At 73.0% G+C, this 24,420-nt stretch carries 22 protein-coding genes; 15 read left to right on the top strand and 7 right to left on the bottom strand.

Translation table 11 applies throughout. The features are described from left to right. Positions 1 to 57: 57 nt before the first annotated feature. The 3 genes from ACFOYX_RS33765 to ACFOYX_RS33755 form a co-directional block, all read right to left on the bottom strand. Positions 58 to 1,005, bottom strand: a complete 948-nt coding sequence (locus ACFOYX_RS33765) for a sugar ABC transporter permease (RefSeq protein WP_322438821.1) — start codon at positions 1,003 to 1,005, stop codon at positions 58 to 60. Next, positions 980 to 2,377, bottom strand: a complete 1,398-nt coding sequence (locus ACFOYX_RS33760) for an extracellular solute-binding protein (protein WP_109800312.1) — start codon at positions 2,375 to 2,377, stop codon at positions 980 to 982. Before ACFOYX_RS33760 ends, ACFOYX_RS33765 begins: the two co-directional genes overlap by 26 nt. Positions 2,378 to 2,527: 150 nt before the next feature. Beyond that, entirely contained in the window at positions 2,528 to 3,265 is a 738-nt protein-coding gene (locus ACFOYX_RS33755) for a GntR family transcriptional regulator (protein ID WP_109800311.1), read from the bottom strand. A gap of 193 nt (positions 3,266 to 3,458) precedes the next feature. Here ACFOYX_RS33755 and iolC point away from each other — a divergent pair, with 193 nt between their 5' ends. From iolC to ACFOYX_RS33730, 5 genes are read left to right on the top strand one after another with little or no spacing between them, the layout of a single operon-like run. Beyond that, positions 3,459 to 4,424 (top strand): 5-dehydro-2-deoxygluconokinase, encoded by a 966-nt coding sequence (gene iolC / locus ACFOYX_RS33750; protein WP_322438820.1) that lies wholly within the window; start codon positions 3,459 to 3,461, stop codon positions 4,422 to 4,424. Continuing rightward, complete coding sequence (locus tag ACFOYX_RS33745) at positions 4,421 to 5,308, top strand: deoxyribose-phosphate aldolase (RefSeq protein WP_109800309.1); 888 nt, start codon at positions 4,421 to 4,423, stop codon at positions 5,306 to 5,308. Before iolC ends, ACFOYX_RS33745 begins: the two co-directional genes overlap by 4 nt. Then, positions 5,305 to 6,204, top strand: a complete 900-nt coding sequence (gene iolB, locus ACFOYX_RS33740; RefSeq protein ID WP_322438819.1) for a 5-deoxy-glucuronate isomerase — start codon at positions 5,305 to 5,307, stop codon at positions 6,202 to 6,204. The genes ACFOYX_RS33745 and iolB overlap by 4 nt, the downstream gene beginning before the upstream one ends. After that, entirely contained in the window at positions 6,204 to 8,054 is a 1,851-nt protein-coding gene (gene iolD, locus ACFOYX_RS33735; protein WP_322438818.1) for a 3D-(3,5/4)-trihydroxycyclohexane-1,2-dione acylhydrolase (decyclizing), read from the top strand. The genes iolB and iolD overlap by 1 nt, the downstream gene beginning before the upstream one ends. Before the next feature lie 52 nt (positions 8,055 to 8,106). Continuing rightward, positions 8,107 to 8,487 (top strand): VOC family protein, encoded by a 381-nt coding sequence (locus ACFOYX_RS33730; protein WP_322438817.1) that lies wholly within the window; start codon positions 8,107 to 8,109, stop codon positions 8,485 to 8,487. A 60-nt stretch (positions 8,488 to 8,547) separates the two neighbouring features. On the opposite strand, the gene ACFOYX_RS33725 is transcribed toward ACFOYX_RS33730, so the two are convergent. Together ACFOYX_RS33725 and ACFOYX_RS33720 are read right to left on the bottom strand one after the other, a co-directional pair. Further along, a complete protein-coding gene (locus ACFOYX_RS33725; protein ID WP_322438816.1) occupies positions 8,548 to 12,033 on the bottom strand; it encodes a glycosyl hydrolase in 3,486 nt (1,161 codons plus the stop codon). A gap of 339 nt (positions 12,034 to 12,372) precedes the next feature. Then, positions 12,373 to 12,717 (bottom strand): hypothetical protein, encoded by a 345-nt coding sequence (locus tag ACFOYX_RS33720; RefSeq protein WP_322438815.1) that lies wholly within the window; start codon positions 12,715 to 12,717, stop codon positions 12,373 to 12,375. Between the two features lie 127 nt (positions 12,718 to 12,844). Between ACFOYX_RS33720 and ACFOYX_RS33715 the strand changes: the two genes are divergently transcribed. The 4 genes from ACFOYX_RS33715 (at position 12,845) to ACFOYX_RS33700 (ending at position 16,671) form a co-directional block, all read left to right on the top strand. Next, positions 12,845 to 13,465 carry an L-threonylcarbamoyladenylate synthase gene (locus ACFOYX_RS33715; RefSeq protein WP_322438814.1) on the top strand — a complete coding sequence of 207 codons (621 nt, stop codon included), beginning with the start codon at positions 12,845 to 12,847 and terminating at the stop codon, positions 13,463 to 13,465. A gap of 125 nt (positions 13,466 to 13,590) precedes the next feature. Continuing rightward, positions 13,591 to 15,165: a Na+/H+ antiporter gene (locus ACFOYX_RS33710; protein WP_322438813.1), complete on the top strand. Its 1,575-nt coding sequence runs from the start codon at positions 13,591 to 13,593 to the stop codon at positions 15,163 to 15,165. Between the two features lie 110 nt (positions 15,166 to 15,275). Next, positions 15,276 to 15,764, top strand: a complete 489-nt coding sequence (locus ACFOYX_RS33705; RefSeq protein ID WP_322438812.1) for a hypothetical protein — start codon at positions 15,276 to 15,278, stop codon at positions 15,762 to 15,764. Next, positions 15,700 to 16,671: a transposase gene (locus ACFOYX_RS33700; protein ID WP_322438811.1), complete on the top strand. Its 972-nt coding sequence runs from the start codon at positions 15,700 to 15,702 to the stop codon at positions 16,669 to 16,671. Before ACFOYX_RS33705 ends, ACFOYX_RS33700 begins: the two co-directional genes overlap by 65 nt. Before the next feature lie 11 nt (positions 16,672 to 16,682). On the opposite strand, the gene ACFOYX_RS33695 is transcribed toward ACFOYX_RS33700, so the two are convergent. Further along, the gene (locus ACFOYX_RS33695) at positions 16,683 to 17,015 is read right to left on the bottom strand and encodes a putative quinol monooxygenase (protein WP_322438810.1); all 333 of its coding nucleotides are present in this window, start codon (positions 17,013 to 17,015) and stop codon (positions 16,683 to 16,685) included. A 220-nt stretch (positions 17,016 to 17,235) separates the two neighbouring features. On the opposite strand from ACFOYX_RS33695, the gene ACFOYX_RS33690 reads away from it, so the two are divergent. The 4 genes from ACFOYX_RS33690 to ACFOYX_RS33675 all read left to right on the top strand — a co-directional run bounded on the left by ACFOYX_RS33690 (position 17,236) and on the right by ACFOYX_RS33675 (position 21,615). Next, positions 17,236 to 18,501 carry a GDSL-type esterase/lipase family protein gene (locus ACFOYX_RS33690; protein ID WP_322438809.1) on the top strand — a complete coding sequence of 422 codons (1,266 nt, stop codon included), beginning with the start codon at positions 17,236 to 17,238 and terminating at the stop codon, positions 18,499 to 18,501. 123 nt (positions 18,502 to 18,624) lie between these two features. Further along, a complete protein-coding gene (locus tag ACFOYX_RS33685) occupies positions 18,625 to 18,987 on the top strand; it encodes a PadR family transcriptional regulator (RefSeq protein WP_322438808.1) in 363 nt (120 codons plus the stop codon). Further along, positions 18,987 to 20,174 (top strand): PH domain-containing protein, encoded by a 1,188-nt coding sequence (locus ACFOYX_RS33680; RefSeq protein ID WP_322438807.1) that lies wholly within the window; start codon positions 18,987 to 18,989, stop codon positions 20,172 to 20,174. Before ACFOYX_RS33685 ends, ACFOYX_RS33680 begins: the two co-directional genes overlap by 1 nt. A gap of 142 nt (positions 20,175 to 20,316) precedes the next feature. Beyond that, complete coding sequence (locus ACFOYX_RS33675) at positions 20,317 to 21,615, top strand: erythromycin esterase family protein (protein WP_377534720.1); 1,299 nt, start codon at positions 20,317 to 20,319, stop codon at positions 21,613 to 21,615. A 106-nt stretch (positions 21,616 to 21,721) separates the two neighbouring features. Here the strand turns inward: ACFOYX_RS33675 and ACFOYX_RS33670 are convergent, their stop codons facing one another. Continuing rightward, on the bottom strand, positions 21,722 to 22,183 hold the full coding sequence (locus ACFOYX_RS33670; RefSeq protein WP_109805037.1) for a VOC family protein: 462 nt from the start codon (positions 22,181 to 22,183) through the stop codon (positions 21,722 to 21,724). A 216-nt stretch (positions 22,184 to 22,399) separates the two neighbouring features. Here ACFOYX_RS33670 and ACFOYX_RS33665 point away from each other — a divergent pair, with 216 nt between their 5' ends. After that, entirely contained in the window at positions 22,400 to 23,380 is a 981-nt protein-coding gene (locus ACFOYX_RS33665; RefSeq protein ID WP_322438806.1) for a YafY family protein, read from the top strand. 200 nt (positions 23,381 to 23,580) lie between these two features. Beyond that, complete coding sequence (locus ACFOYX_RS33660; protein WP_322438805.1) at positions 23,581 to 24,327, top strand: hypothetical protein; 747 nt, start codon at positions 23,581 to 23,583, stop codon at positions 24,325 to 24,327. Positions 24,328 to 24,420: the final 93 nt, after the last annotated feature.

Here is a 24,420-nt window from a genome sequence, read left to right as displayed (position 1 = left end):
ACGGCGCCTCCTGAGTTCGCGACTGCGGGGCTCGCAGGACCGGCTCACTCCTCGCGCTCACGCCCGCTCCTTCCGCCGGCCCAGCATCCGCAGGTAGACCAGCGCGATGACCAGGTTGATCAGCAGCATGATGAACGAGATGGCCGCGCCGAAGCCCAGCTCGCCGCCGGAGAGCGCCACCTTGTAGACGTAGACCGCCAGCACCTCGGAGCGCTGCTCGGGGCCGCCCGCGGTGATCAGGAACGGGGTGAAGTCGTTGAACGTCCAGAGGCTGATCAGCAGCAGGTTGGTCAGCACGTGGCCGCGGATGCGCGGGAAGACCACGTCGCGCAGCTGCTGCCAGGTGGACGCGCCGGCCAGCCGGGCGGTCTCCAGGTGCGAGCGGGGCACGTTCTCCAGCGCGGCGGCGTAGAGCATCATCGAGAACGCGGTACCCCGCCAGGTGTTGAAGATGACGATCGACAGCATCGGATGGTCGAGCAGCCAGGCCATGCCGGGCGTGCCGAGCAGCGCGTTGAGCGTGCCGGCGTCCCGGTCGAGCAGGGCGATCCAGAGGAAGGCGACGACCGAGCTGGGCAGGATCCACGACAGCAGGACGAACGCCTCGACCACCCGGCGCAGCGGGCCCCGCCGGTCGCGCAGCGCGAAGGCGATGGCGAAGCCGAGGCCGGCCTGGCCGAGCACCGCCGAGCCGAGCACGAACTGCAGGGTCAGCAGCAGCGACGCGCGGAAGCGTTCGTCGGTCAGCGCCCGGGTGTAGTTGTCGAGTCCGACGATCTCCGGGTTGGCCGCGGCCAGGCCGGTGAGCCGGTAGTTGGTGACACCCAGGTAGATCGTCCAGGCGGCCGGCACCACGAGGAAGAGCAGGATCAGCACCATGCTCGGGACGAGGAACCCGGCGGCGCGGGTCCGGCCCAGCCCGGCGGCGTCGGGGGCGGGGGAGGCGCCCGTGTCCGGGCGCGCTCCCCCGACCGTCTCGTCAGGACGAGACGTTACCTGGACCACCGACGATCCCTTCGACCTTCTTCTGGTACGCCGTGGCGGCCTCGTCGACGCTCTTGCCCGACGCCGCGGCGGCGGTCGCCTCCTGCAGTGCCACCGACACCTGCGGGTAGACCGCCAGCGGCGGCCGGTACGCGGTCAGCGGCAGCACCTTCTCGGCGACGAAGTTGAGCATCGGGTCGCCCGCGAGGACCTCCTTGTTGACGTCCATCCGGGAGGTGATCCGCGCCGCCCCGGCGAGCTGCGCCTTGGTGGCCTCCGCCGAGTGCATGAACGCCAGCAGCTCGAACGCCTGGGACGGGTACTTCGAGTTCGGGTTCAGCACGTCGACGCCGCCGCCGGACATGCTCACGAAGTCCTGCCCCCGGATGCCCGCGCCGGGCTGCTTGGCCGGGATCATCGCGTACCCGACGGTGCTGTCCCGGTCGGGCATCTTGGCGATGCCGTCCTTCGGGTTGATGACGCTGCGCCAGAAGTAGTCGCCCTCGCCGAGGATGCCGATCTTGCCGGCGGCGAACTCCTCGAAGGACTTGTCCCGACCCTTGGCCTCCTGCTGGAGCTTCGGGTCGCCGAGGCCGCCGCCGTAGACCTTGGTGTAGAAGTCGAGCATGTCCTTGACCGGCTGGTTGGCGCCGGCCCACTTGCCGTCCTTCCAGATCTCGCCGCCGGCGCCGACCAGCAGCGGCAGCGCGCCCTGCATCGCGGTCGCCTCGCCCATCGCGGTGCCGGCGTTGATCTGGATCGGCGTCACCCCGGGCAGCGCCTTGAGCTTGGCGCCGGCGTCGAGGATCTCCTGCCAGCTCTTCGGTTGCCAGTCGGCGGGCAGGCCGGCCTGGGCGAAGAGCTTCTTGTTGTAGTAGAGGACGCGGCCGTCGGTGCCCTGCGGGATGCCGTACCGCTTGTCGTCGAACGTGCCCAGGCCCTGCACGCTCTCCGGGATCTGCGACCAGCCGTCCCACTTCTCGGCCTGGTCACCGGCCACCTCGGACAGCGGCTTGAGGTATCCGGCCTGGGCGAACTCGCCGACCCAGATGCCGTCGACGGACACCACGTCGGCGCCGCCCTTGGAGCGCAGGTCCAGCGCCAGCTTGGTCTTGTACTGCTCGTCGTCGACCCCGCTGGGCACGAACGACACCTTGGCGGTTACCCCCTTGGCCTTCTGGGCCTCGACGAACCGGGGGATCACCCACTTCTCGATCCACTCGGCGCCGGTGGCGTTCTTGCCGCCGGCGATGGCGTTGGCGGCGATGGTGAGGGTGATGTTCTTGGCGTCCTTGCCGGCCGGCTCGTCGCCTCCACCGCAGCCCGTGGCGGTGAGGGTGACGGCGGTGAGCGCGGCGAGCACACCCGTGACGCGTCTCGACGTGACTGACATGGGTTGTTCCCTTCGCAAGGAGAGACTTCGAAGAGACTCGCGGGTCGCCCGCCGGCTGCAGGTCCATGCCGGCGGTGCTTGTCGGCCACAATGTCATGACAGCCTGACGACGTAAATACCTGTCACTGAAATGAGCCGGAAACAGGCGCGTCACCGCTCGGCGACGGTCACCTCCAGCGCGTACCGGGAGGCCCGGTAGATGTGCGCGCCGTGCTCGACGTAGCGGCCCTGGTCGTCGTACGCCGTCCGGGTCATGGTCAGCAGCGGGGCGCCGCGCCGCTCGCCGAGCATCTGCGCCTCCGCCGCGGTCGCGGCCCGGGCGCCGATCCGCTGCTGGGCGCCGCGCACCCGCAGGCCGGCCGCGCGCAGGATCGCGTACAGGCCCCGGCTCTGCAGGCCGTCCAGGGTGAGCCGGACCAGGTCGAGGGGGAGCCAGTTCTGCATCACCGCGAGGGGCTCCCCGTCGGCGAAGCGCAGCCGGCGCAGGTGCTGCACCTCGCTGCCCGCGGCGACCCCGAGCGCGGCCGCCACCGGCGCCGGGCAGGCCACGGTGGCCAGTTCGAGCACCGAGGTGGACGGCTGCCGCCCGGCCCGGGCCAGGTCGTCGTGCAGGCTGGTCAGCTCGACCGCGCGGCGCACCTCACCCCGGACCACCTGGGTCCCCACGCCCCGACGGCGGACGATCAGTCCCTTGTCCACCAGGTGCTGGATGGCCTGCCGGACGGTGGGCCGGGACAGTCCCAGCCGGTCGGCGAGCTGCAGCTCGCTGTCCAGCCGGTCGCCCGGTGCCAGGTCACCGCGCTGGATCGCGGCGCTGAACTGCTCGGCGACCTGGAAGTAGAGCGGGACCGGGCTGCTCCGGTCGACCACGATCTCGGGGCCGGTCACGGGGACCTCCTCGTCACGGTTGCCCAGGGGGTCGGGGGCGCGTCGATGGGCGCCACTGTACCGAAGTGGTCACCGAGCGCGCCCGCCGGATGTCAGGACAACACATTGACACAACTCGCGGCCACTGTTACCAATCAGGGACCAGGATCGAGGTGGCGGTCACGCCGTCGCCGGCCCGGACAAAGGACGCCGCATGCTCGATGTGCTCACCATCGGCCGGGTCGGAGTGGACATCTATCCGCTGCAGATCGCCACGCCGCTGGCCGAGGTCGAGACGTTCGGGAAATTTCTCGGCGGCAGTGCCACCAACGTCGCGGTCGCCGCCGCCCGGTACGGGCTGCGCGCCGGGGTGGTCACCCGCACCGGCGCCGACGCCTTCGCCGACTACGTGCACCGGGCGTTGCGGGACTTCGGCGTCGACGACAGCCAGGTGCGACCCGTCGCCGGGCTGCCCACCCCGGTGACGTTCTGCGAGATCTTCCCGCCGGACCACTTCCCGATCTGGTTCTACCGCACCCCCACCGCCCCCGACCTGCAGATCCACCCCGACGAGCTGGACCTCGCCGCCATCGTGGCCGCCCGGGTCCTCTGGATCACCGGCACCGGGCTCTGCCAGCAGCCCAGTCGGGACGCGCACACCACCGCGCTGGCCGCCCGCGGCGGCCGCCCGCACACCGTCCTGGACCTCGACTACCGGCCGATGTTCTGGCCCGACCCGGCCGCCGCCACGGCCGCCTACGCCGAGGCGCTGCCCCGGGTCACCGTCGCCGTCGGCAACCTCGACGAGGTCGAGGTGGCGGTCGGCACCCGGGACCCCGAGCAGGCCGCCCGGCTGCTGCTCGACCGCGGGCCGCGGCTGGCCGTGGTCAAGCTCGGCCCGGACGGGGTGCTCGCCAGCACCGCCGAGCGCACGGTCCGGGTGCCGCCGGTGCCGGTGGCGGTGCTCAACGGGCTCGGCGCCGGGGACGCCTTCGGCGGCGCCCTCTGCCTGGGCCTGCTGCGGGACTGGCCACTGGAGCGGACGCTGCGCTTCGCCAACGCCGCGGGCGCCATCGTGGCGTCGCGGCTGGCCTGCTCGTCCGCCATGCCAGACGAGGCCGAGACCGAGGCGCTCGCCGCCCGGGCGGAACCGGCCCCCGCGACGGAAGGAGACCGGTGAGCACCGACTACGAGGCGTTGACCCTCACCCGCGCGCACCGGCCGCAGGCGATCGCCGAGGCCGCCGCCGGGCGGACCCGCCGACCCTGGCCGGACCACGGCCGGCCGCTCTTCCTGATCGCCGCCGACCACCCGGCCCGGGGCGCCCTCGGCGTCCGGGACCGGCCGATGGCCATGGCCGGGCGGGCCGACCTGCTCGACCGGCTACGACTCGCGCTGTCCCGGCCCGGGGTCGACGGGGTGCTCGGCACCCCGGACGTCCTGGAGGACCTGCTGCTGCTCGGCGCGCTGGAGGACCGGCTGGCAATCGGCTCGATGAACCGCGGTGGCCTGTTCGGCGCCGCGTTCGAGCTGGACGACCGGTTCACCGCGTACGACGCCGACAGCATCGCCGCGATGGGCTACGACGGCGGCAAGATGCTCTGCCGGATCGACCCGGCCGACCACGGCACGGCCTCCACGCTGCAGGCCTGCGCCCGGGCGGTCAGCGCCCTCGCCGCGCACCGCACGGTGGCGCTGGTGGAGCCGATGTGGGTGGGGCGCACCGACGGGCGGGTCCACGTCGACCTGACGCCCGAGGCGGTGATCAAGAGCGTGAGCGTCGGGCAGGCACTCGGCACGACCTCGGCGTACACCTGGTTGAAGCTGCCGGCGATCGACGAGATGGACCGGGTGATGGCCGCGACCACCCTGCCCGTCCTGCTGCTCGGCGGCGACCCGACGGAGGCCCCCGACGTGGTCTACGCCCGCTGGCAGCGGGCGCTGCGCCAACCCGGCGTCCGCGGGCTGGTGGTCGGCCGGGCGCTGCTCTACCCGCCGGGCGACGACGTGGCCGCCGCGGTCGACCTGGCCCACTCGCTGCTGCCGACGCGGCAGGAAGCATGACCGGGGAGCTGCACCTGCCCTGGGGTACGACGGCCCAACCGCCCTGGGCGCTCGAGCTGACCCCCGCACGGGCCGGCTGGACGTACGCGGGACTGCGGGTGCTGGACCTGCCCGCCGGCGGCGTGGTCACCTTCGCCACCGGCGACGAGGAGATGCTGGTCCTGCCGCTGGCCGGGGCCGCCACCGTCCGCTGCGACGGGCTGCGTATGGAGCTGGCCGGTCGTGCCTCGGTCTTCGCCGCGGTCACCGACTTCGCCTATCTGCCCCGGGACGCGACGGTGACGGTCCGGGGCGAGGGGCGCTTTGCGCTGCCGTCGGCCCGGGCCACCCGCCGGCTGTCGCCGCGCTACGGCGCGGCCCGGGACGTGCCGGTGGAGCTGCGCGGCGCCGGGCCGGCCAGCCGGCAGGTCAACAACTTCTGCGCCCCGGAGGCCTTCGACTGCGACCGGCTGGTCGCTGTGGAGGTGCTCACCCCCGGCGGCAACTGGTCGTCCTACCCGCCGCACAAGCACGAGGACGACCGGGTCCACGACGGCGGCCGGGTCGAGGCGGCGCTGGAGGAGATCTACTACTTCGAGGTGTCCGGGGCGGCGCCGGGCGACGGCGGGGGACCGGTCGGCTACCAGCGGGTGTACGGCACCGACCGGCGGCCGATCGACGTCCTCGCCGAGGTGGGCAGCGGCGACCTGGTGCTCGTCCCGTACGGCTACCACGGCCCGTCGATGGCCCCGCCCGGCTACCACCTCTACTACCTCAACGTCCTGGCCGGCCCCGGCCCGGACCGCACCATGGCGTGTGTGGACGACCCACGACACGGCTGGATCCGGGGCAGCTGGGCCGACCAGCGGGTCGACCCGCGGCTGCCGCTGACCGGCCCGGCCCGGGGAGGCGACTGATGCGGACGCTCACGGTGGCGCAGGCCCTGGTGGCCTTCCTCGCCCGGCAGTGGTCCGAACGCGACGGCCGGCGGCGCCGGCTGATCCCCGCCTGCTTCGGCATCTTCGGCCACGGCAACGTCGCCGGGCTCGGCGAGGCCCTCGCCGGCGCCGCCGCCGCAGGCGTCGACCTGCCGTACCGGTTGTGCCGCAACGAGCAGGGCATGGTGCACACCGCCGCCGCGTACGCCCGGATGACCGACCGGCTCAGCACCCTGGCCTGCACCACCTCCATCGGCCCGGGCGCGACCAACCTGGTCACCGGAGCCGCCGGCGCGACCATCAACCGGCTGCCGGTGCTGCTGCTGCCCGGCGACATCTTCGCCACCCGGGCGGCCAACCCGGTGCTGCAGGAGCTCGAGGACACCCGCTCCTACGACGTGAGCGTCACCGACGCGCTGCGCCCGGTCTCCCGCTACTGGGACCGGATCAACCGGCCGGAACAGCTGCCGGCGGCGCTGCTGGCCGCCATGCGGGTGCTCACCGACCCGGTGGAGACCGGCGCGGTCACCCTCGCCCTGCCGCAGGACGTGCAGGCCGAGGCGTACGACTGGCCGGAGGAGCTGTTCGCCGACCGCGTCTGGCACGTGCCGCGCCCCCGCCCCGACGAGGGGGCCGTCCAGCGGGCCGCCCGGATCGTCACCGCGGCCCACCGGCCGGTCCTGGTGGCCGGCGGCGGCGTCATCTACAGCGGCGCGCCGGACACGCTGCGCCACTTCGCCGAGCGGCACGGCGTGCCGGTGGTGGAGACCCAGGCGGGCAAGGGCGCCCTGCCCCACGACCATCCCCTCGCCGCGGGCGCGGTCGGGGTCACCGGCACCGCCGCGGCCAACGAACTCGCCGCGAACGCCGATGTGGTGATCGGCGTCGGCACCCGGTACAGCGACTTCACCACCGCCTCCGGCACCCTCTTCGGCGACGCCCGGTTCGTCAACCTCAACATCACCGGCTTCGACGCCGCCAAGCTGTCCGGCGTCCAGGTCGTCGGGGACGCGCGGGAGAGCCTGACCGCGCTGAGCGCGGCCTGCGCCGACTGGGCGACGCCGGCCGCGTACCGGTCGACGGTCGCGGACCTGGGCGCCCGGTGGGCGGCCGTGGTGGACCGCGCCCGGCACGCCGACCCGCAGGCGCCGCCGACGCAGGCGGCGGTCATCGGCGCGGTCAACGACGCCGCCGGCCCCCGCGACGTGGTGGTCTGCGCGGCCGGGTCGATGCCCGGCGACCTGCACAAGCTGTGGCGCAGCGCCGACCCCAAGGCCTACCACGTCGAGTACGGCTACTCGTGCATGGGCTACGAGATCGCCGGTGGGATCGGGGTGAAGCTGGCCGCGCCCGACCGGGAGGTCTTCGTGCTGGTCGGTGACGGTTCCTACCTGATGCTGCCGAGCGAACTGGTCACCGCGGTGGCCGAGGGCGTCAAACTGGTCGTGGTGCTGGTCGACAACCAGGGGTTCGCCTCGATCGGGCGGCTGTCGGAGAGCGTCGGCGCGCAGCGGCTCGGCACCGCCTACCGCGACCGCGCCGGTGCGCCGCTGCCGGTCGACCTCGCGGCGAACGCGGCGAGCCTCGGCGCGGAGGTGATCCGGGCGACCACCATGGCCGAGCTGCGGGCGGGTCTGGACGCGGCGAGGGCGGCGCACCGCACGACGGTCGTGCACGTGTCGACGGACCCGATGGAGGCCGGGCCGGACGGCGGCGCGTGGTGGGATGTGCCCGTCGCCGAGGTCTCGGCCACCGCGGCGGCGCAGACGGCCCGGGCCGCGTACGAGGCGGGGCGCAAGGCGCGCCGCGCGCACCTGCACCCGTCCTGACCCACGTCGGCGCGGGCCACCGCGGACCCGGTGTCCTCGGTACACTGCCGCGATGCACCGGTCCCGGGTCCACGCCCTGATCATCGACGTGCCGCAGGTCGCCGCGGCGCAGGCCGCCGACTTCTGGTCCGCCGCGCTCGGTGCCCCGCCCCGGCACCTCGCCGACGAGCCGGAGTTCACCAACCTGCCGGACGTCGTGCCCGACCTGGTCACCGCGATCCAGGCGGTCGACGACGCGCCGCGCTACCACCTCGACATCGAGACCGACGACGTGCAGGCCGAGGCGGACCGGCTGCGCGGGCTCGGCGCCACGCCGGTGTCCCGGTGGCAGGAGTGCCATGTGCTGCGTGCCCCCACCGGCCACCTGCTCTGCGTCATCCCGGTCGTCGGCGACCCGGCGGGGTTCGCGGCGACCGCCCGGCGCTGGGACTGATCGTCCGACGGGCGACGCCCCGACCGCCGGGACGGCGGCCGGGACGTCCACAGTGTCGGGTCATCCGGTGTACGGCAGGGTGACCTTCGACCGGTTGCCGGTGCCGAGGCTGGTCGGCGTGCTGCCGATCGCGTTCCAGACCTCGACCTTCACCGTGCCGCCGGCCAGGTTCCCGAGCGTGCCCGCGGCCGAGTACAGGCCCTTGGCCTCGGTGTAGTGCTCCCAGCCGTCGACCGGGTCGGTGGCGAAGTAGTGGTACGTCTCCACCCGGTCGAAGCTGCCGTCGCCGGTCAGGTCATAGGAGACCCGCACGTGGGTGCCGTCGCCCACCCCGGTGCCGGAGTCGAGGAACAGGTCGAACCGGGTCTGCCCGCCGGAGTACGTCGCGTTGACCCCGGTGGCGGTGTAGACCAGCGGGTTGTGCGGCGTACCCACCCAGTTGCCGTTGGCGGCGGCGACGGTCGCTGTGCCCGCGACCCCGGCCGTGCCGGACAGCTGGCTGGTGCCCTGTAGGTACAGGTTCGCGGCGAAGCCGGTCGGCGGCGGGGTGGTGGTGGGCGCCGTCCCGGTGTACGGCAGCACCAGCTGCGACTGGTTGCCGATGCCCAGGCTGGTCGCCGCGCCACCGATGGCGTTCCAGACCTCGACCTTCACCGTGCCGCCGGCCAGATTCCCCAGCGTGCCGGCGGCCGACTTCAGCCCCTGCGTCTGCCGGTAGTGCTCGACCCCGATGACCGGGTCGGTGGCGAAGTACTGGTACGTCTCCACCCGGTCGAAGCTGCCGTCGCCGGTCAGGTCGTACGACACCCGGGCCTGCACCCCGTTGCCCACCGCTGTGCCCGCGTCGACCGCCAGGTCGAAGCCGGTGGCGCCGCCGGTGTAGGTGCCGGTCAGCCCCGTGGCGGTGAACACCTGCGGGTTGGTCGGCGTGCCGTCGTGGGTGCCGTTGGCCGCGGCCACCGACACCGTGCCGGCCGCGCCGGCCGTGCCACCCAGCGCCCCGCCGGAGAGCAGGTACTGCGTCGGGCTGAGCGGCTGCCCCGGCGGGGTGGTGGGCGATGGCGACGGGCTCGGGCTGGTCGGGGTCGGGCTCGGGCTGGTCGTCGTCGGCGGGCCGGTGGGGACGACCACGCCGCCGGTGGCGTTGCCGCCGCTCCAGGTCAGCGCCCCGGAGGTGGCGGTCTTCCCGGCCGGGACGACCAGCTTCGTACCGTCGGAGAAGGTCACCGTCAGCGGCGCGGCGGTGATGTTCGACGCCACGTAGGTGCGCGCGCCGCCCTTGGCGAACACCTTCGCCAGCGGGTGGCTGGCGGTGACGGTGGTGTCCACGGTGCCGAGCGCGGCCAGGTTGCGGATCCAGTGGAAGGTGTGCGCCTTGCTCTCGCCCTCCTCGCTGGTGAAGGTGCTGTTCGCCCGGAAGTTCGACAGCGCCCGGTCGCCGTCACCGAGGGCCAGGAACTCCCAGATCACGTCCTGCCAGACAGTTGGCGGTCCGCCGTTGTTGGTGACCAGCTCGTTGTAGTTGGCGGTCACGTAGGCCGGGTCGTCGCCCAGGTAGAAGTGGCCGCCGGTGATCGGCAGCATGTTGATGCCCTGGATCATCTCCGGGTCCGCGGAGAACCAGGTGGAGTACGACGCGCCGTCGCCCCAGACCATGCCGACGGTCCGGTGACCGAAGGCGGAGGGGAAGTTCGCGTCGCGCACGTCGAACCAGTACTCGGAGATCGCCGCGGACTGGGTGGTCCAGATGTAGACACCGGCGTCCCGGACGGCGGTGTCGCCGGTCGCCTGGCCCCACTGGATCAGGGCGTTGGCGAAGTTCATCCCCTCCGACGAGGACTCCTGGTTGTTGCCGGCGAAGAAGGCGGCGTGCCCGGAGGCCCAGTCGTGGCCGGCGTAGATGTCGAAGTCCCGCAGGTAGGGGAACCGGGCGTCGGCGCGGTCGTAGTTGTTGGCGTCGCGGATCAGCAGGTCGACCATGCCGCCGTACTGGGCGTCGGCCGCCCAGGCGGGGTCGAACTTGGCGACGGTCGCGGCGGCGGCGACGAAGTAGCCGTAGTGGAAGTGGTGGTCGTTGAGGTCCTCGTCGGAGAGGTACGAGGCGGGGTATCCGATCAGCGTGCCCCAGTTCCGGTCGTAGTAGAAGAGCTGGCCGGTCTCCCCGGAGCCGGCGGTCAGCCAGTTGGTGAGCCGGGTCTTCATGGCGTTCACCGCCGCGTTGCGCACGGTGGTGAGGCCGAGTTGGTCGGCGATCTCGGCGATGCGCGCGGCCCGGCCGAGGCCCTTGCCCGCCCAGTAGGTGTCCTGGCCGCTGACCCCCTCCGGGTTGGCCAGTTCGGCGTTGAGGTGGTTGGTGACGGTGGTCAGGTCGGCGCCGGAGGAGTCGCCCACCGCGGGCACCTCCGGCAGCACGCCGGTGTACCTCATGCTGGTGGTGAAGGACGAGACGCCGGTGAGCGTGCGCATGGCGCCGCGCGGCGAGACGTACGTCGGGGTGATCGGGGTGCCGCCGGCGAGGCTGCGCCACTGGTGCGGGTAGAGCGACACCACGGTCCTCGTCTCGGTGCCCTCGCGCGGGGTGGTGGTGAACGCGTACGTGGTGCGTACCGTGCCGGTGGCCGGGTCGTACGCGTAGGTCATCCTGGTGCCGGTGACGTGCGCGTGGGCGTACCTGCCGTATTCGGCGGCGAGGGCGGCCTTGTCGGCGCCGCCGGGCAGGACGGCGACGGAGAAGTAGCCCTTGCCGCCCAGCGTGGAGCTGATGCCCGTGCCGGCCACGGTCCAGCTCGCGCCGGTCGGCGCGTACGCCACGTAGTCGTGGCCGCGGACGGTGAAGCCGATCATCGCGCCGGAGTTGGCCCAGACGGTGGGCGCCGCGGCGGCGGTGATCTGCGCGTTGCCGCCGGTGATCCGGTAGTAGCTGAACGGCAGGCCGTGGCCGATGGTGGCTCGCATGGTGCGCGCGCCGTCGGTCCAGTCCGCGGTGACCGTCCAGTCGGTCCAGTCGGCGGCCTTGACGACCGGGGCGCCGAGCCCGGCCACCCCGACCCGGATGTCTTCGGTGTACGGGAAGTGGTATTCGCCGACCCCGGTGGCGGTGCCGCTGATCGCCGGTGTGGTGGTGTACGACAGGCCGAGCCCGTTGGTCTCCGCGTGGTACGCAAGCGGGTGGGCGTGCAGGTTCTCGCTGGTGGCGCAGTTGTTGCGCTTCCAGAGCAGCGACGACCACCAGTCGTTGGTCGGGATCGCGCCGGTGGGGGCGTCGGCGGTGACGAAGAGGCGCGGGTTGGTGCTGATCTCGCCGCAGCCCTTGGGCAGCGCGGTGCCGGGCGGGCGGGTCTCGGTGAAGCTGCCGGCGCCGACGGTGCCCGCCTCGGCGGTGCCGCCGCCGATCACGACGACGCCGAGGCCGCCCGCGGCGAGGAGAGCGGCGGTGGCGAGGGCCAGGGCGCGGACGCCGCCGCCGCGGCGCCGTCCGACGGGGGCCGGGACGGGTGTCGGCCCAGGACGGTCGCCCGGGGAGACGTCCCGGAGGGGGAGGGTCATGGGGGTTCCCCTTCGCAGTCAGGGATCGGGGCACGGGGTGTGCGGAGCCGAGAGAGCGCTCTCTTGAGGAGCGAGGTTAGGTATTGGTTACATCCCCGTCAATGGCTTGTTACGCCAGCGAACGCTCTCCAGGGCTTGCTCGCCGCCTGCCCGCGCGATCCTCGACCCCTCCGGATCAGCGAAGACGGCCCATCGGTAGACCTGGTGACCCGTCCCGCGACCCCTGAAACACGCGAAATAAATCAGCTACCAGGATCACGGCCGGGGCCAGTGGGCCGCGGCCGGATGAGGTCCGGGGCGCCGCGCGCCGGCGGCGTCCCGGTCCAGGTTCGGACGGTCTCAGGCGGCCGACGCCACCGCCGACCCGTCCCGCCGGGCCGCCGGCGCCGGCTGGGTTCGCGGGGATGCGCCCGCCCAGCCGCCCTCCTCCGCATGGCCGTCCCGGTCGGCGGTGTCGGCGGTCGCCGCCGAGGCCGGGCGGCTGGCCGCCTGAGCGGCGCGCATGCCCTCCTGCGCGTTGTTCCAGGCGGCGCAGGGCCAGGCCGCGCCGACGCAGCTCGGGCTGACGCAGGCGCCGTCCTCGTCGGCCTGGTGGGTGTCGGCCACCGCGGTGGCCAGGCCCCACAGCAGCGGGTCGGTCACCTCGACCGGACGGTCGGCCTGGTCTGTGCTTGCTTCGGACATGAAGGTCCCCCCTCTTCGAGCGGCCCCCACCATTTCCAGTTCCGCGGTCGATCAAACCTCCGCCCGTGATCTTTTCGGCGTCCGTGCCGGTCGGCCGCCGGCCGGGCGGCGGCATAGGCTTACCGGTGTGGCGAGGTACTACGACCTGCATCCGGACAATCCGCAACCCCGGGTCCTCCGGCAGGTCGTCGACCTGCTCCGCGACGACGGCCTGATCGCCTACCCGACCGACTCCTGCTACGCCTTCGGCTGCCAGCTCGGCAACCGGGGCGGACTGGACCGGATCCGCGAGATCCGCCGGCTCGACGACCGGCACCAGTTCACCCTGGTCTGCCGGGACTTCGCCCAGCTCGGCCAGTTCGTCAAGGTCAGCAACGCCGTCTTCCGGCTGGTGAAGGCCTGCATCCCCGGCAGCTACACCTTCATCCTGCCGGCCACCGGGGAGGTGCCCCGCCGGCTCCAGGACCCCCGCAAGCGCACCGTCGGGATCCGGGTACCGCAGCACACCGTCACCCAGGCACTGCTGGCCGAACTCGGCGAACCGCTGCTCTCCAGCACCCTGCTGCTGCCCGGCGAGGACGAGCCGATGACCCAGGGCTGGGAGATCAAGGAACGGCTCGACCACCTCCTCGACGCCGTCGTCGACGCCGGCGACTGCGGCGTGGAGCCGACGACCGTGGTCGACCTGTCCGGACCGGAGCCGGAGATCCTGCGCCGCGGGGCCGGAGACACCGCCCGCTTCGAGTAGCCACCGCGCCAATTACCCGGTTCGACCGCGCGTTCCGCACCCGCCGTTCGACCATGTTGGGGCGGCGGCCTACACATGATCCTTCCGTCGCCGCGCCGGCCCCGATCGGATGACGGGAGTACGACGTGAGCGGGCTCGTGCTGATCGCGGTGCTGGGCGTGACGGTGCTCATCGGCACCACGCTCGGCGGCCGGTACAGCGTCGCGCCGCCGGTCCTGCTCATCTCGATGGGTGCCCTGCTCGGGCTCCTCCCGCCCTTCCGGCACGTGGTGCTCGAACCGGACGTGGTGCTCCTGCTCTTCCTGCCCGCGATCCTCTACCGGGAGAGCCTGGTCATCAGCCTGCGGGAGATCCGGGCCAACCTCGGGGCCATCGCCCTGCTGGCGGTGGCCCTGGTGGTGCTCACGATGGTCGCCGTCGCGTACGCCGCGCAGGCCCTCGGGGTCGAGCCGGCGGCGGCCTGGGTGCTCGGCGCGGTGCTCGCGCCGACCGACGCCGCCGCGGTCGCCGGGCTGGCCAAACGGATGCCCCGCGGCATCCTGACCACGCTGCGCGCGGAGAGCCTGATCAACGACGGCACCGCCCTGGTGCTCTTCTCCGTCGCCGTCGGGGTGATCGCCGGCGGCGCGGTGCCCAGCGCGCCCGGCCTGCTGGTCCGGTTCGTCGTCTCCGCCGCCGGCGGGGTCGCCGCCGGCCTACTGGCCGGCGGAGCGTCCGTCCTGATCCGCAAGCACGTCGACGATCCGATGCGCGAGGGCGGGCTGAGCATGCTCACCCCGTTCGTCGCGTTCCTGCTCGCCGAGGCCGTGGACGCCAGCGGCGTCCTGGCCGTCGTGGTCGCCGGCCTGCTGCTGTCGTACGCCGGGCCCCGGGTCATCCGGGCCCGCTCCCGGATCACCGCGTTCGCGTTCTGGGACCTCTCCACCTTCATGATCAACGGCGGTCTCTTCGTGCTGCTCGGCATGCAGATCCCGCGCTCGCTGCGCAGCATCACCAGCCACTCGCCGACGCAGTCGCTCGGCATCGCCGCGGTGGTCACGGCCGTGGTCGTGGTCACCCGGATGGGGTGGCTGCACCTCGCCATCCCCGCCCTGCAGACCCTCGACCGCCGCAAGGGCCGCCGCGCCAGCCAGTTCGACTGGCGGGTACGCACCGCCGCCGGCTGGGCGGGTTTCCGTGGGGCCGTCTCCCTCGCCGCCGCCCTCGCCGTCCCCGTGGCGACCAGCGCCGGCACCCCCGTCCGCGAGCGCGACCTGATCATCTTCGTCACTGTCACCGTCATCGTGCTGACCATGCTGATCCAGGGCACGACGCTGCCCTTCGTGGTCACCTGGGCGCGGCTGATAGGCGACGTGGAGCGGGCGGACGAGGTACGCACGGCCCGGATCCGCGCCACCGAGGTCGGGTTGGCCGCTCTGCCGCAGGTGGCCGCCGAACTCGGCGCGTCGCCGGACGCCGTCGACCGGCTCCGCAGCGACTACCAGGAGCACCTCGACGACGTCCGCAGAGCCGACGACCACCAGACGGCGGAGGAACGCGAGACCGCCCGCCGGCTGCGGCTCGGGGTGCTCGAGCACAAGCGCCGCGAGATCACCCGGCTGCGCGACTCCAACGAGATCGACGACGCGGTGCAGCGGGAGGTGCAGGCGGCCATCGACATCGAGGAGATCCGGCTGCTCGGTCCGACCAGCGAGGACTGACCCGCCAGGCTAGTGCGTGTCCACTAACGTTGGCCGGGTTGGTCGGGGTTGGGGAAATGTCGTACCGGTGGTGTTGGCTTCGGTTCGTGCCTCGCCGTCGGGACCCCGCCTTGCCGCGTGTCGTGCACCGCACCGCGCGTGTCGCGGTGCGGGTGACGCCCGGGCAGCGGCGGCGGTGTTTCGGGCTGCTGCGCTGCGCCGGTGACGTGTGGGCGTGCGTGTTGGAGGTCAACGCGTGGCGGCGCCGCCGCGGCGACGCGCCGCTGGTGGGCTATCAGCAGTTGTGTCGGGAGCTGTCCGGGTCGGGGCCAGGCACCTTCGGAGACCTGGATTCCGTCGGCGCCCGTTCGGTGTTGCGCCGGTTCTCGGATGCGTGGTTCGCGGCGGCGAAGCGCCGCAAGGACGGTGACGTGTCGGCCCGGTTCCCGCGCCGGCGGCGGGGGTTGGTGCCGGTGCGCTGGTATCACGGCACGTTCACCCTCGACGGACTTGCGGGTGCGAGTCCCGACCGCCCGGGGCACATCTCCGTTGTGGGTGCGTCTGGCGCGGGAGGTGCCGTATCCGGCCGAGCAGGTCCGGTCGATCACCCTGCTGTGTGAGGGCGGCCGGCTGTTCCTCGACCTCACCGCCGAGGTGCCGGTGGCGGTCTACCCGCCCGGCCAGGAACCGGACCCGGCCAGGATGGCCGGGGTGGATGTGGGGATCATCCACCCGTACGCGGTGGCCGGCCCCGGCGGGGAGGGGTTGTTGGTGTCGGGGCGGGCGATCCGCGCCGAGCACCGCATGCACCTGGCCGACACCAAGGCCCGCCGCCGTGCCGTGGCCCGGCGGGCGCCGAAGCCGGGTCAGAAGGGGTCGCGGCGGTGGCGCAAGTACCGGCGTCGGGCACGCCTGGTGGAGGGCCGGCACCGGCGCAGGGTCCGCCAGGCCCAGCACGAGGCCGCCCGCAGCGTCGTGTTCTGGGCGGTGGGTCAGCGGGTGGGTGTGCTGCACGTGGGTGACCCGCGCGGGGTGCTCGACATTGCGGCGGGGCGGCGGCACCACCTGCGGTTGCGGCAGTGGCAGATCGGCCGGCTCCTGCAGGTCCTCACCGACAAGGCCACCCTCGCCGGCATCACCGTCCACCTGGTCGACGAACGCGGCACCTCCTCGACCTGCCCCGCCTGCCACCGCCGGATGCCGAAACCCCGCGGCCGGACCCTGTCCTGCCCGCACTGCAGCTTCTCCGGCCACCGCGACCTCGTCGCGGCCGCCAGCATCGCCACCCGCACCCCGGGCGGCGGACCCACCACCCCGACAGCCGTCGTGCTGCCGAAGGTAGTCGAGCACCGTCGAGCCGGCCGGCACCTCCCGGGTGCCGGCCGGTCCCGACGTGACCCCCGCCGCCCACCCCGGGCGGCGCGAGAATCAGTTGGCCCGCGGAGGCCCGCCCCACCACCCAATGGGGAGTCGCTCGCCCAACAGGCGAGGATCCACAACACCCACCGCAAACCCGGTGAACGTTAGTGGACACCGCACTAGGCGGGGTCGGGGACGGCCATCTCACCGAGCCGGGACCAGTCGTCCTGCGGGACGGTCACGTTGACGATCCGGGGCGTCTCGGCGAGGTGCGGTGGCAGGCTCCGCTGCGCCGTGCGGAAGTGCTCCGACCGTACGTGCGCCGCACCCGCCTCGTCGTCCTGGAAGGCCTCGACCAGCACGTACTCGGTCGGGTCGTCGATGCTGCGCGACCAGTCGAACCACAGGCAGCCCGGCTCGGCGCGGGTGGCCGTGGTGAACTCCGCGGCGATCTGCGGCCACCGGTCGGCGTGCTCCGGCAGCACCCGGAACTTGGCGGTAATGAAGATCATGGTTAGAGGCTACCCAGGCGCCGCGCCCGACGTGGATGAAGAAACCGTCACTCACCGCTCGTCGCCCGGAACCCGCCGATCGCCGCTCCCGCCCGTCCGCTGACCGCTCGTCCGCAGCCAGGAGCTTTGCCGGCGGCGGCAGGGCGACAAGCATCAAGGTCATTCGATCGATCGCTTCGACGGGAGGCACCATGACCGGCATCCGGAGGCGGGAGAACCCATGACGACACGACTGGCGATCACAGCCTGTCTCGCCGCCGTGCTCACGGCGGCCGGCCTGTCGGCGCCCGCCGGGCCGGCCGTCGCGGGCGGGCAGCGGTCCGCGGAGGTGACGCTCACCGAGTCGGCGCTGCAGGGAGTGCACGGCACCGCGGCCGACGCGACCGTCCGCAACGTGCTGACCGTGACGGCCAGGGGAGAGAACCTGCGGGTACGCCTGTCCAACCCGTTCGGGGCGACCGGCGTCACCGTCCGCGCGGCGTCCGTCGGCCGGCAGGCCCGGGTGGACGATCCCGCGCTGCTGCCCGGGTCACTGCGGGCGGTGACCTTCGCCGGTGCCCGGAGCGTGACGATCGCGCCCGGCGCCAGTGTCTGGTCCGACCCGGTACGACTGCACGTGCGGGCGGGCGACCACCTCGCCGTCAGCGTGTACGCACCGGGCGCACCGGTCAACGACCACACCTTCCCGCCACCGGAGACCGACACCCCGGGCTCGTTCCTGTCGGTGGGGTCGGGGGACGCGACCCGGGATCAGACCGGGCAGGCGTTCGGCGCGTTCCGGGGCGGCACGCTGTGGTGGGTGGACGCGGTCGCCGCACGGTCCCCGGCGCGGGGCACCATCGTCGCGCTCGGCGACTCCATCACCGACGGCTACCAGGCGGTCGGCGGCGGACCACGGTGGACGGACGTGCTCGCGCAACGGATCGACGCGCTGCCGCCGGCGCGCCAACTGTCCGTGGCCAACGCCGGCATCAGCGGCAACACGGTCAGCGTCCAACCCAACCCGTACGACCCGACCAACCAGTGCTGCGGCCCGCCGGCGCCACTGCGCCTCGACCGGGACGTGCTCTCCCTGCCCGGCGTCGAGTACGTCATCCTGCTGGAGGGCACCAACGACATCGGCGGTGGCGCGTACGCCCCCTCCGCCCCGCCCGAGCAGGTCATCGCCGCGATGCGGGAGGTCGCGGCGCGCGTCCACGCCGCCGGCCACAAGATCGTCGGGGCGACCATCCTGCCGATGTGCAATCCGGCGGGCAGCGGCAAGGAGCGGACCAGGGTCACCGTCAACCGGTGGATCCGTACCTCCGGTGCCTTCGACGCCGTCCTCGACTTCGACGCGCTGCTGAAGGATCCGACCGATCCGACCGTCATCTACGGTCCGTGGCGGCACGACTGCTACCACCCGAATGCGGCCGGCGACGCGGTGCTCGGCCGGTCCATCCCGCTGGACGTCTTCGGGCTCGAGGAGACGAGGACCGCAGCCTGATCTGGGCGGCGTGGTGGCGCCCTGCGGCGCCGCCACGCCTGTCCGGTGCGGACCATCGGCCGGTCGCGGGGGAGTCGGCAAGCCGACATCCTCCACTGTGGTAACTCGTCCTTAGAATGAGCCATGGCTCCGCCGGCGATGAACCGCGCGACGATTGACGTGCTCGGTCTGCTGTTCCAGGCGTGGGAACACCAGACCGAGGTGCACGGCTGGCAGTTGATGAGGTCGCTGCGGCGGTCCGGTCCGACGGTCTACGCGGTGCTCGACCGGCTCGAGGACGCCGGCTGGGTCGCCGGCTCCTGGGAGAGCCCGGCGGACGGCGCGGAGGGACGCCCGAGGCGCCGCTACTACCGGCTGACGCCGTCCGGCGCCGAGGCGGCCCGTCGACACGCCGTCGTCCCCAGCCCGGCGCCGCCGGCGCGGCCACGTCCGGCCCCCGGCTTCGGTCGGCACGCCCCGCTCCCGGCCGGCGGGCCGAGCCTCTGATGGGCACCACGGAGATGGTCCTGGCCGTCGTGCTGGGGCTGGTCGTCAACGAGATGACCGACCTGTCGCCGTGGCTGGGCCGCAAGCTGGTGGCCTGGTCGGCCTGGCTGCGATACCAGGACACGCCGCGCGCCGGCATCCGGGCCGAGGAACTGGCCGCGGTCATCAACGACCGGCCCGGCAAGCTCTTCAAACTGGGTACCGGGCTCGGCTTCTTCTCCGCGGCCCTGATCACCCGACTCCGCCGGCTGGTCAGCGGCGGATCGGCGCCAGGGGAGGAGCCGGTCGGCGACGACCTGCTCGGCGCGCGACCGGTCCTGCCGCTGGAGGACGAGCCCACCCGCTGGGTGGCCCCCTTCCTCTTCCCCACCGAGCGGTTCCGGGGCGAGTGGCGCCGACACTGGATCCACCCGGCGAAGAGCCTCGGCGTGATCACCCTCTACGCCGTGCTCGGGGTGTGGGCGGCCGAGGAGCGGATCAAGCCGCGGTACGTCGGCTGGGTGATCGCCCTGGTCGTCGCCCTGGCCGTCCTGACCGCCGCGCAGCGGGGGTTCGCGTGGTACCTCGGCCGGTTCGTCATCACCAACAAGCGGCTGATGTCGACCGAGGGGGTGCTCTCCCGCCGGGTCGGGATGATCCCCCTGCTGCGGGTCACCGACATGCGGTACGTGCAGTCGCCGCTCGGTCGGCTGCTCAACTACGGCACGTTCCGCCTGGAGTCCGCCAACCGGAGCAACGTGCTGCGTACGATCGTGGACCTGCCCAACCCGAACGAGCTCTACCTGCGCCTGGTCGAGGAGCTGTACGAGCCGGAGGCCGTGGAGGAACGGCTGGGTCGCCACCTCGACGAGGAGCAGGACGTTCCGGACGGCGACCCGGTCGACCTGGCGTCGGTACGGCGGGAGGTCATTCTGCGCATCGGCGAGTTGTCCACCCACCTGGCCGCCCTCACCGACGCGATCGCGCGACTCGAACCCGCGCCGGCGTCATCGGCGCCACCTGCCGGCGAGACCTCGGAGCTCGTCGCGCTGCCTGCGCCGGCACCGTCGGACGAGCAGCAGGCCCAGCCGGAGCCCGAACCGGCGGCACTCGGCCCCGGACCGGCGGACGAGCCGGAAACCGTCCCGCCGGTCCGCCGCCGACGCCGCCGGACGTTGGCAGATCCGTTACCGGACGTCGGCGACTGACCGGTCCGGTGCCGTGCCGCCCTGCCCTGCACTCACCCGAACCCCGGAATTCCGGGGACCGCCACGCGAGCGTGGCTACCCCGTTTGTCCGGCGCCGCGACGGGTAGCCGCCCCGGAAGCGACGGCACCGACGGGAGGGACTGTGGCGCGGTACGCGGACGAGGTGGTGGCGCTGGCCGCGCCGCTGACGGACGCGGGGGATCTCGATGTCCTCCTGGACCGCATCGGCGACGCCCGGGTGGTGATGCTGGGCGAGGCGAGCCACGGTACGCACGAGTTCTACCGGTGGCGGGCGGAGCTGACCCGGCGCCTGATCGCCGAGCAGGGCTTCTCGTTGGTCGCCGTGGAGGGGGACTGGCCGGACTGCGACCGGGTGGACCGCAGCGTCCGCCGCCGGGCCGACGCGCCGGAGGACCCGTACCACGCCCTGGCCGCGTTCGAGCGCTGGCCGACCTGGATGTGGGCGAACGAGGAGGTCGTCGACTTCTGCCGCTGGTTGCGGGGGCACAACGCGGGCGTGGACCCGGAGCGCCGGGTCGGCTTCCACGGGTTGGACGTCTACTCACTCTGGGAGTCGCTGCGGGAGATCCTGGTCTGGTTGCGCGAGCGGGAGCCGGGGCTGGTGCCCGCCGCGCTGGCCGCGTACCGCTGCTTCGAGCCGTACCGGGAGGACCCGCAGGAGTACGCGAGGGCCACCAGGTTCGTGCCCACCAGCTGCGAAAACGAGGTCGTCGACCTGTTGGTGGCGCTCCGCGCCACGGCCGAGGGCCCCGGCCCGGCCGACACGGACCCGGATGCGCGCTTCGCCGCCCGGCAGAACGCCGAGGTGGTGGCGGGCGCGGAACGGTACTACCGGACGATGGTCGCCGGCGGGCGCCAGTCCTGGAACGTTCGGGACCGGCACATGGACGAGACCCTGGACCGGCTCCTCGACCACTACGGACCCGGGTCGAAGGCCGTGGTGTGGGCGCACAACACCCACGTCGGTGATGCCCGGGCGACCGACATGGCCGACGCCGGGGAGATCAACATCGGTCAGCTGGCCCGCCAGCGGTACGGCGTCGACCAGGTGGTGCTGGTCGGCTTCGGCACTCACCACGGCGCCGTCGTCGCGGGCGGGGCCTGGGGCGCGCCCACGGAGCTGATGGCGGTGCCGCCGGCCATGACCGGCACCCTGGAGGACGTGCTGCACCGGTCGGCCCCCGAGCGGGCGCTCTTCGTCTTCCCTCGGGCCGACCGACCCGACGTGCTCACCGACGAGCTGGACCATCGGGCGATCGGGGTGGTCTACCACCCGGAGCGGGAAGGGCTGGGCAACTACGTGCCCACCGTGCTGGGCGACCGGTACGACGCTTTCTGCTGGTTCGACGCCACCCAGGGGGTGCGTCCCCTGCACACCGGCCGGGCGCGGGAGCCGGAGACCTTCCCCTCCGGCGTCTGAACCACGTCGACCTCGACGACGAGCGGGAGCTCTTTCTGCCCGGCTTCCTGCTCCGCACGGTCCGCGCCGACACCTGGCCCCGACCGGCGACTACCGCCGAGCTGCGTCAGTCCAGGCAGAACTCGTTGCCCTCGGGGTCGGTCATCACGATGAAGCCGGCGCTCATCGGGGGAGCGGGCTCGTAGCGACGCACCCGCGTCGCTCCCAGCGCGACGAGCCGCTCGCACTCGACCTCCAGCGCCGCCATCCGCTCCTCTCCCTGCAGTCCGGGAGCCGCACGGACGTCGAGGTGGACTCGGTTCTTGGCGACCTTGTCCTCCGGCACCTGCTGGAAGAACAGCCGTGGGCCGGGCCCGTCCGGGTCCTCGATGGCCGATCTCGTGTTGCGCTGCTCCTCCGGTACGCCGATCCGCGCGAGGAAGTCGTCCCACGCGGCCAGCGGGTCGGCGTCCTCGGGCAGGTCGACTCCGGGCGGCCCGGGGTGGACGTAGCCCAGTACGTCGCGCCAGAACGACGACAGCGCCCGCGGGTCGTGGGCGTCGAAGGTGACCTGGAGGTGGCGGCTCATCGGGTTGCTCCGTTCGTAGTGGGTTTCGTGTGCAGGTAGAGGTCGCGCGGCAGGCAGACCTCGGACAGGTGGTGGATCAGCTCGCGGTGCACGTGCAGCACCAGATCGGCCACTCGCGCAGCGTCCGGTTCCAGTCGAGTTCGTCTGCCTCCATGGAGCCACCCTGACACCCCTGGCGGACAGAATCGGTCCGCGATCTCTGACAGGGTGGGCGACATGGACGTGGCAAGCGGTGACGTGCGCAGTACGACGGAGCGGGTGCTCACCCTGCTCGGGCTGCTGCAGCAGCGCCAGGTCTGGACCGGCCCCGAGCTCGCCGACCGGCTCGGGGTCACGCCGCGCACGGTACGGCGTGATGTCGAGCGGCTGCGCACGCTCGGCTATCCGGTGCATGCCAGCCAGGGTGTCGGCGGCGGCTACCGGCTCGGCCCGGGGCGGGATCTGCCGCCGCTGCTGCTCGACGACGAGGAGGCGATCGCCACCGCGGTCTCGCTGCTCGCCGGTGCGGGTGGCGGCGTCGCCAGCGCCGGCGACGCCGCACTCCGGGCGCTGACCAAGCTCGATCGGGTGCTGCCCACCCGGCTGCGGCACGAGGTGCGCGCGCTCTCCGGCTCGGTGGAGTCCTTCGGCGGAGGCCGTACGCCGGTCGATTCCGAGGTGCTCATGACGCTGGCCAGAGCCTGCCGCGACGAGGTCGAGGCCGGCTTCGACTACCTGTCCGGGAGCAAGGTGCGACGGCGGCGGGTCGAGCCCTACCGCCTGGTCGCCTCCGACCGGCGCTGGTACCTCCTCGCCTACGACCTCGAACGCGACGACTGGCGCAGCTTCCGCGTCGACCGGATGACCGATGTGTCCGCACGGACCTGGCGCTTCCGCCCGCGCCCGACGCCCGACGCGGCGACGTACGTGCAGGAGGGTGTGGCGAGTCGGGCCTACCCGCTCCAGGCGCGCTTCCTCGTGCACGCGTCGGCCGACACGGTGCGCGCGCAGATTCCGGCGTCGGCGGCCGTCGTACGACGGCGAGGGAGCGAGCTCTGCGAGGTGCTCAGTGGCGCCGGCAGCCTCGACTTCGTGCTCATGCACGTGCTCCTGCTTGGGCACGACTTCGAGGTGCTCGACCCTCCGGAGCTCCGGAGGCGCTGTCGCGCGCTGGCGGAGAGACTGCTGTCGGCCGGTGCAACGATCGCTTCTCGGTGACGGCGAGGCGCTGGCCGGGAGGATCAGGTCGTTTTCCATGGGACCCGACCGGACCGGGCGCCTGCGAACCCCGGTACGCGGGCGCTGACTGGACGACGGGCGGTGGGAATCGTTCAACGCCTATACACTCGTGTGTCACCTGCCACACCGGCCGTGGGTCGTCCGCGCCGGCCCAACGTGGTGCGAAGGGGAGCGCGAGGGTGAGCCCACGTCATGGAGACGGCTCTGACCGCATCTGGCAGCTCGGGCCGGCACGGGTGTTGACGGTCGCGGGAGTCGGCTACCTGATCGTCGTACTGGCGCTGGCGGCGGTCACGTTGGACCTCGACACCGGGCATCCGAGCTCGGCGAGTCGTCCCCCGGCAGCCGGCGCGACGACCGGGGGGCAGGGTGATGACGGTGCCGCCGCGTCGCCGCCGTCCCCGGTCACGCCTGCCGGCGGGGACGTGCGCGTCGGATCGGCGCAGAGCCGACCCGCGACCCCACCCGCGGCTCGGCCGTCCGTCGTCCCACCGCCCACCACCACGTCCGCCCGGCCCGCCACCCCGGCGGCGCCGCCGGTGGTGACGTCGTACGAGGCCGAGTCGGCGGCGAACGGGCTGGACAACATCCGGATCTTCACCTGTTCCGGCTGCTCCGGTCAGCAGAAGGTGGGCAACATCGGTCGCGGCATGGGAACCCTGCGCTTCAACGGCGTGACCGCCCGGACGGGCGGCTCGGCCACCGTGACGATCGCCTACGTCAACGGTGAGTCCCCGCGGGTCGGGCAGGTCAGCGTGAACGGCGGACCCGCGATCACGCTGACCTTCCCGGGCACCGGCGGCTGGAGCAGCGTCGGCACCATGGTCGTGACGGTTGCCCTCCGACCCGGACCCAACACCCTGACGATGTTCAACCCGTACTCGGCGGCGCCCGACTTCGACAAGATCACAGTCAGCGTCCGATGAGTCCGCGCCGTTCAGGCGTCGCCGGCGCGCAACCGGGAGGCGCACCAGGCCGTCCAACCGTCTGAAGCGGCGGGCAGCCGGTGGCGGAGGGGA

The organism is Micromonospora sp. GCM10011541 (genome assembly GCF_042650725.1).
GTDB lineage: Bacteria > Actinomycetota > Actinomycetes > Mycobacteriales > Micromonosporaceae > Micromonospora > Micromonospora sicca.
This window is presented reverse-complemented; position numbering and strand designations above follow the sequence as displayed.

Coding starts and splice junctions, on each gene's coding strand:
- ACFOYX_RS33760 (WP_109800312.1), bottom strand. CDS start 2,377: ATGTCAGTCACGTCGAGACGCGTCACGGGTGTGCTCGCCGCGCTCACC.
- iolC (WP_322438820.1), top strand. CDS start 3,459: ATGCTCGATGTGCTCACCATCGGCCGGGTCGGAGTGGACATCTATCCG.
- iolB (WP_322438819.1), top strand. CDS start 5,305: ATGACCGGGGAGCTGCACCTGCCCTGGGGTACGACGGCCCAACCGCCC.
- iolD (WP_322438818.1), top strand. CDS start 6,204: ATGCGGACGCTCACGGTGGCGCAGGCCCTGGTGGCCTTCCTCGCCCGG.
- ACFOYX_RS33730 (WP_322438817.1), top strand. CDS start 8,107: ATGCACCGGTCCCGGGTCCACGCCCTGATCATCGACGTGCCGCAGGTC.
- ACFOYX_RS33725 (WP_322438816.1), bottom strand. CDS start 12,033: ATGACCCTCCCCCTCCGGGACGTCTCCCCGGGCGACCGTCCTGGGCCG.
- ACFOYX_RS33720 (WP_322438815.1), bottom strand. CDS start 12,717: ATGTCCGAAGCAAGCACAGACCAGGCCGACCGTCCGGTCGAGGTGACC.
- ACFOYX_RS33695 (WP_322438810.1), bottom strand. CDS start 17,015: ATGATCTTCATTACCGCCAAGTTCCGGGTGCTGCCGGAGCACGCCGAC.
- ACFOYX_RS33690 (WP_322438809.1), top strand. CDS start 17,236: ATGACGACACGACTGGCGATCACAGCCTGTCTCGCCGCCGTGCTCACG.
- ACFOYX_RS33685 (WP_322438808.1), top strand. CDS start 18,625: ATGGCTCCGCCGGCGATGAACCGCGCGACGATTGACGTGCTCGGTCTG.
- ACFOYX_RS33680 (WP_322438807.1), top strand. CDS start 18,987: ATGGGCACCACGGAGATGGTCCTGGCCGTCGTGCTGGGGCTGGTCGTC.
- ACFOYX_RS33670 (WP_109805037.1), bottom strand. CDS start 22,183: ATGAGCCGCCACCTCCAGGTCACCTTCGACGCCCACGACCCGCGGGCG.
- ACFOYX_RS33665 (WP_322438806.1), top strand. CDS start 22,400: ATGGACGTGGCAAGCGGTGACGTGCGCAGTACGACGGAGCGGGTGCTC.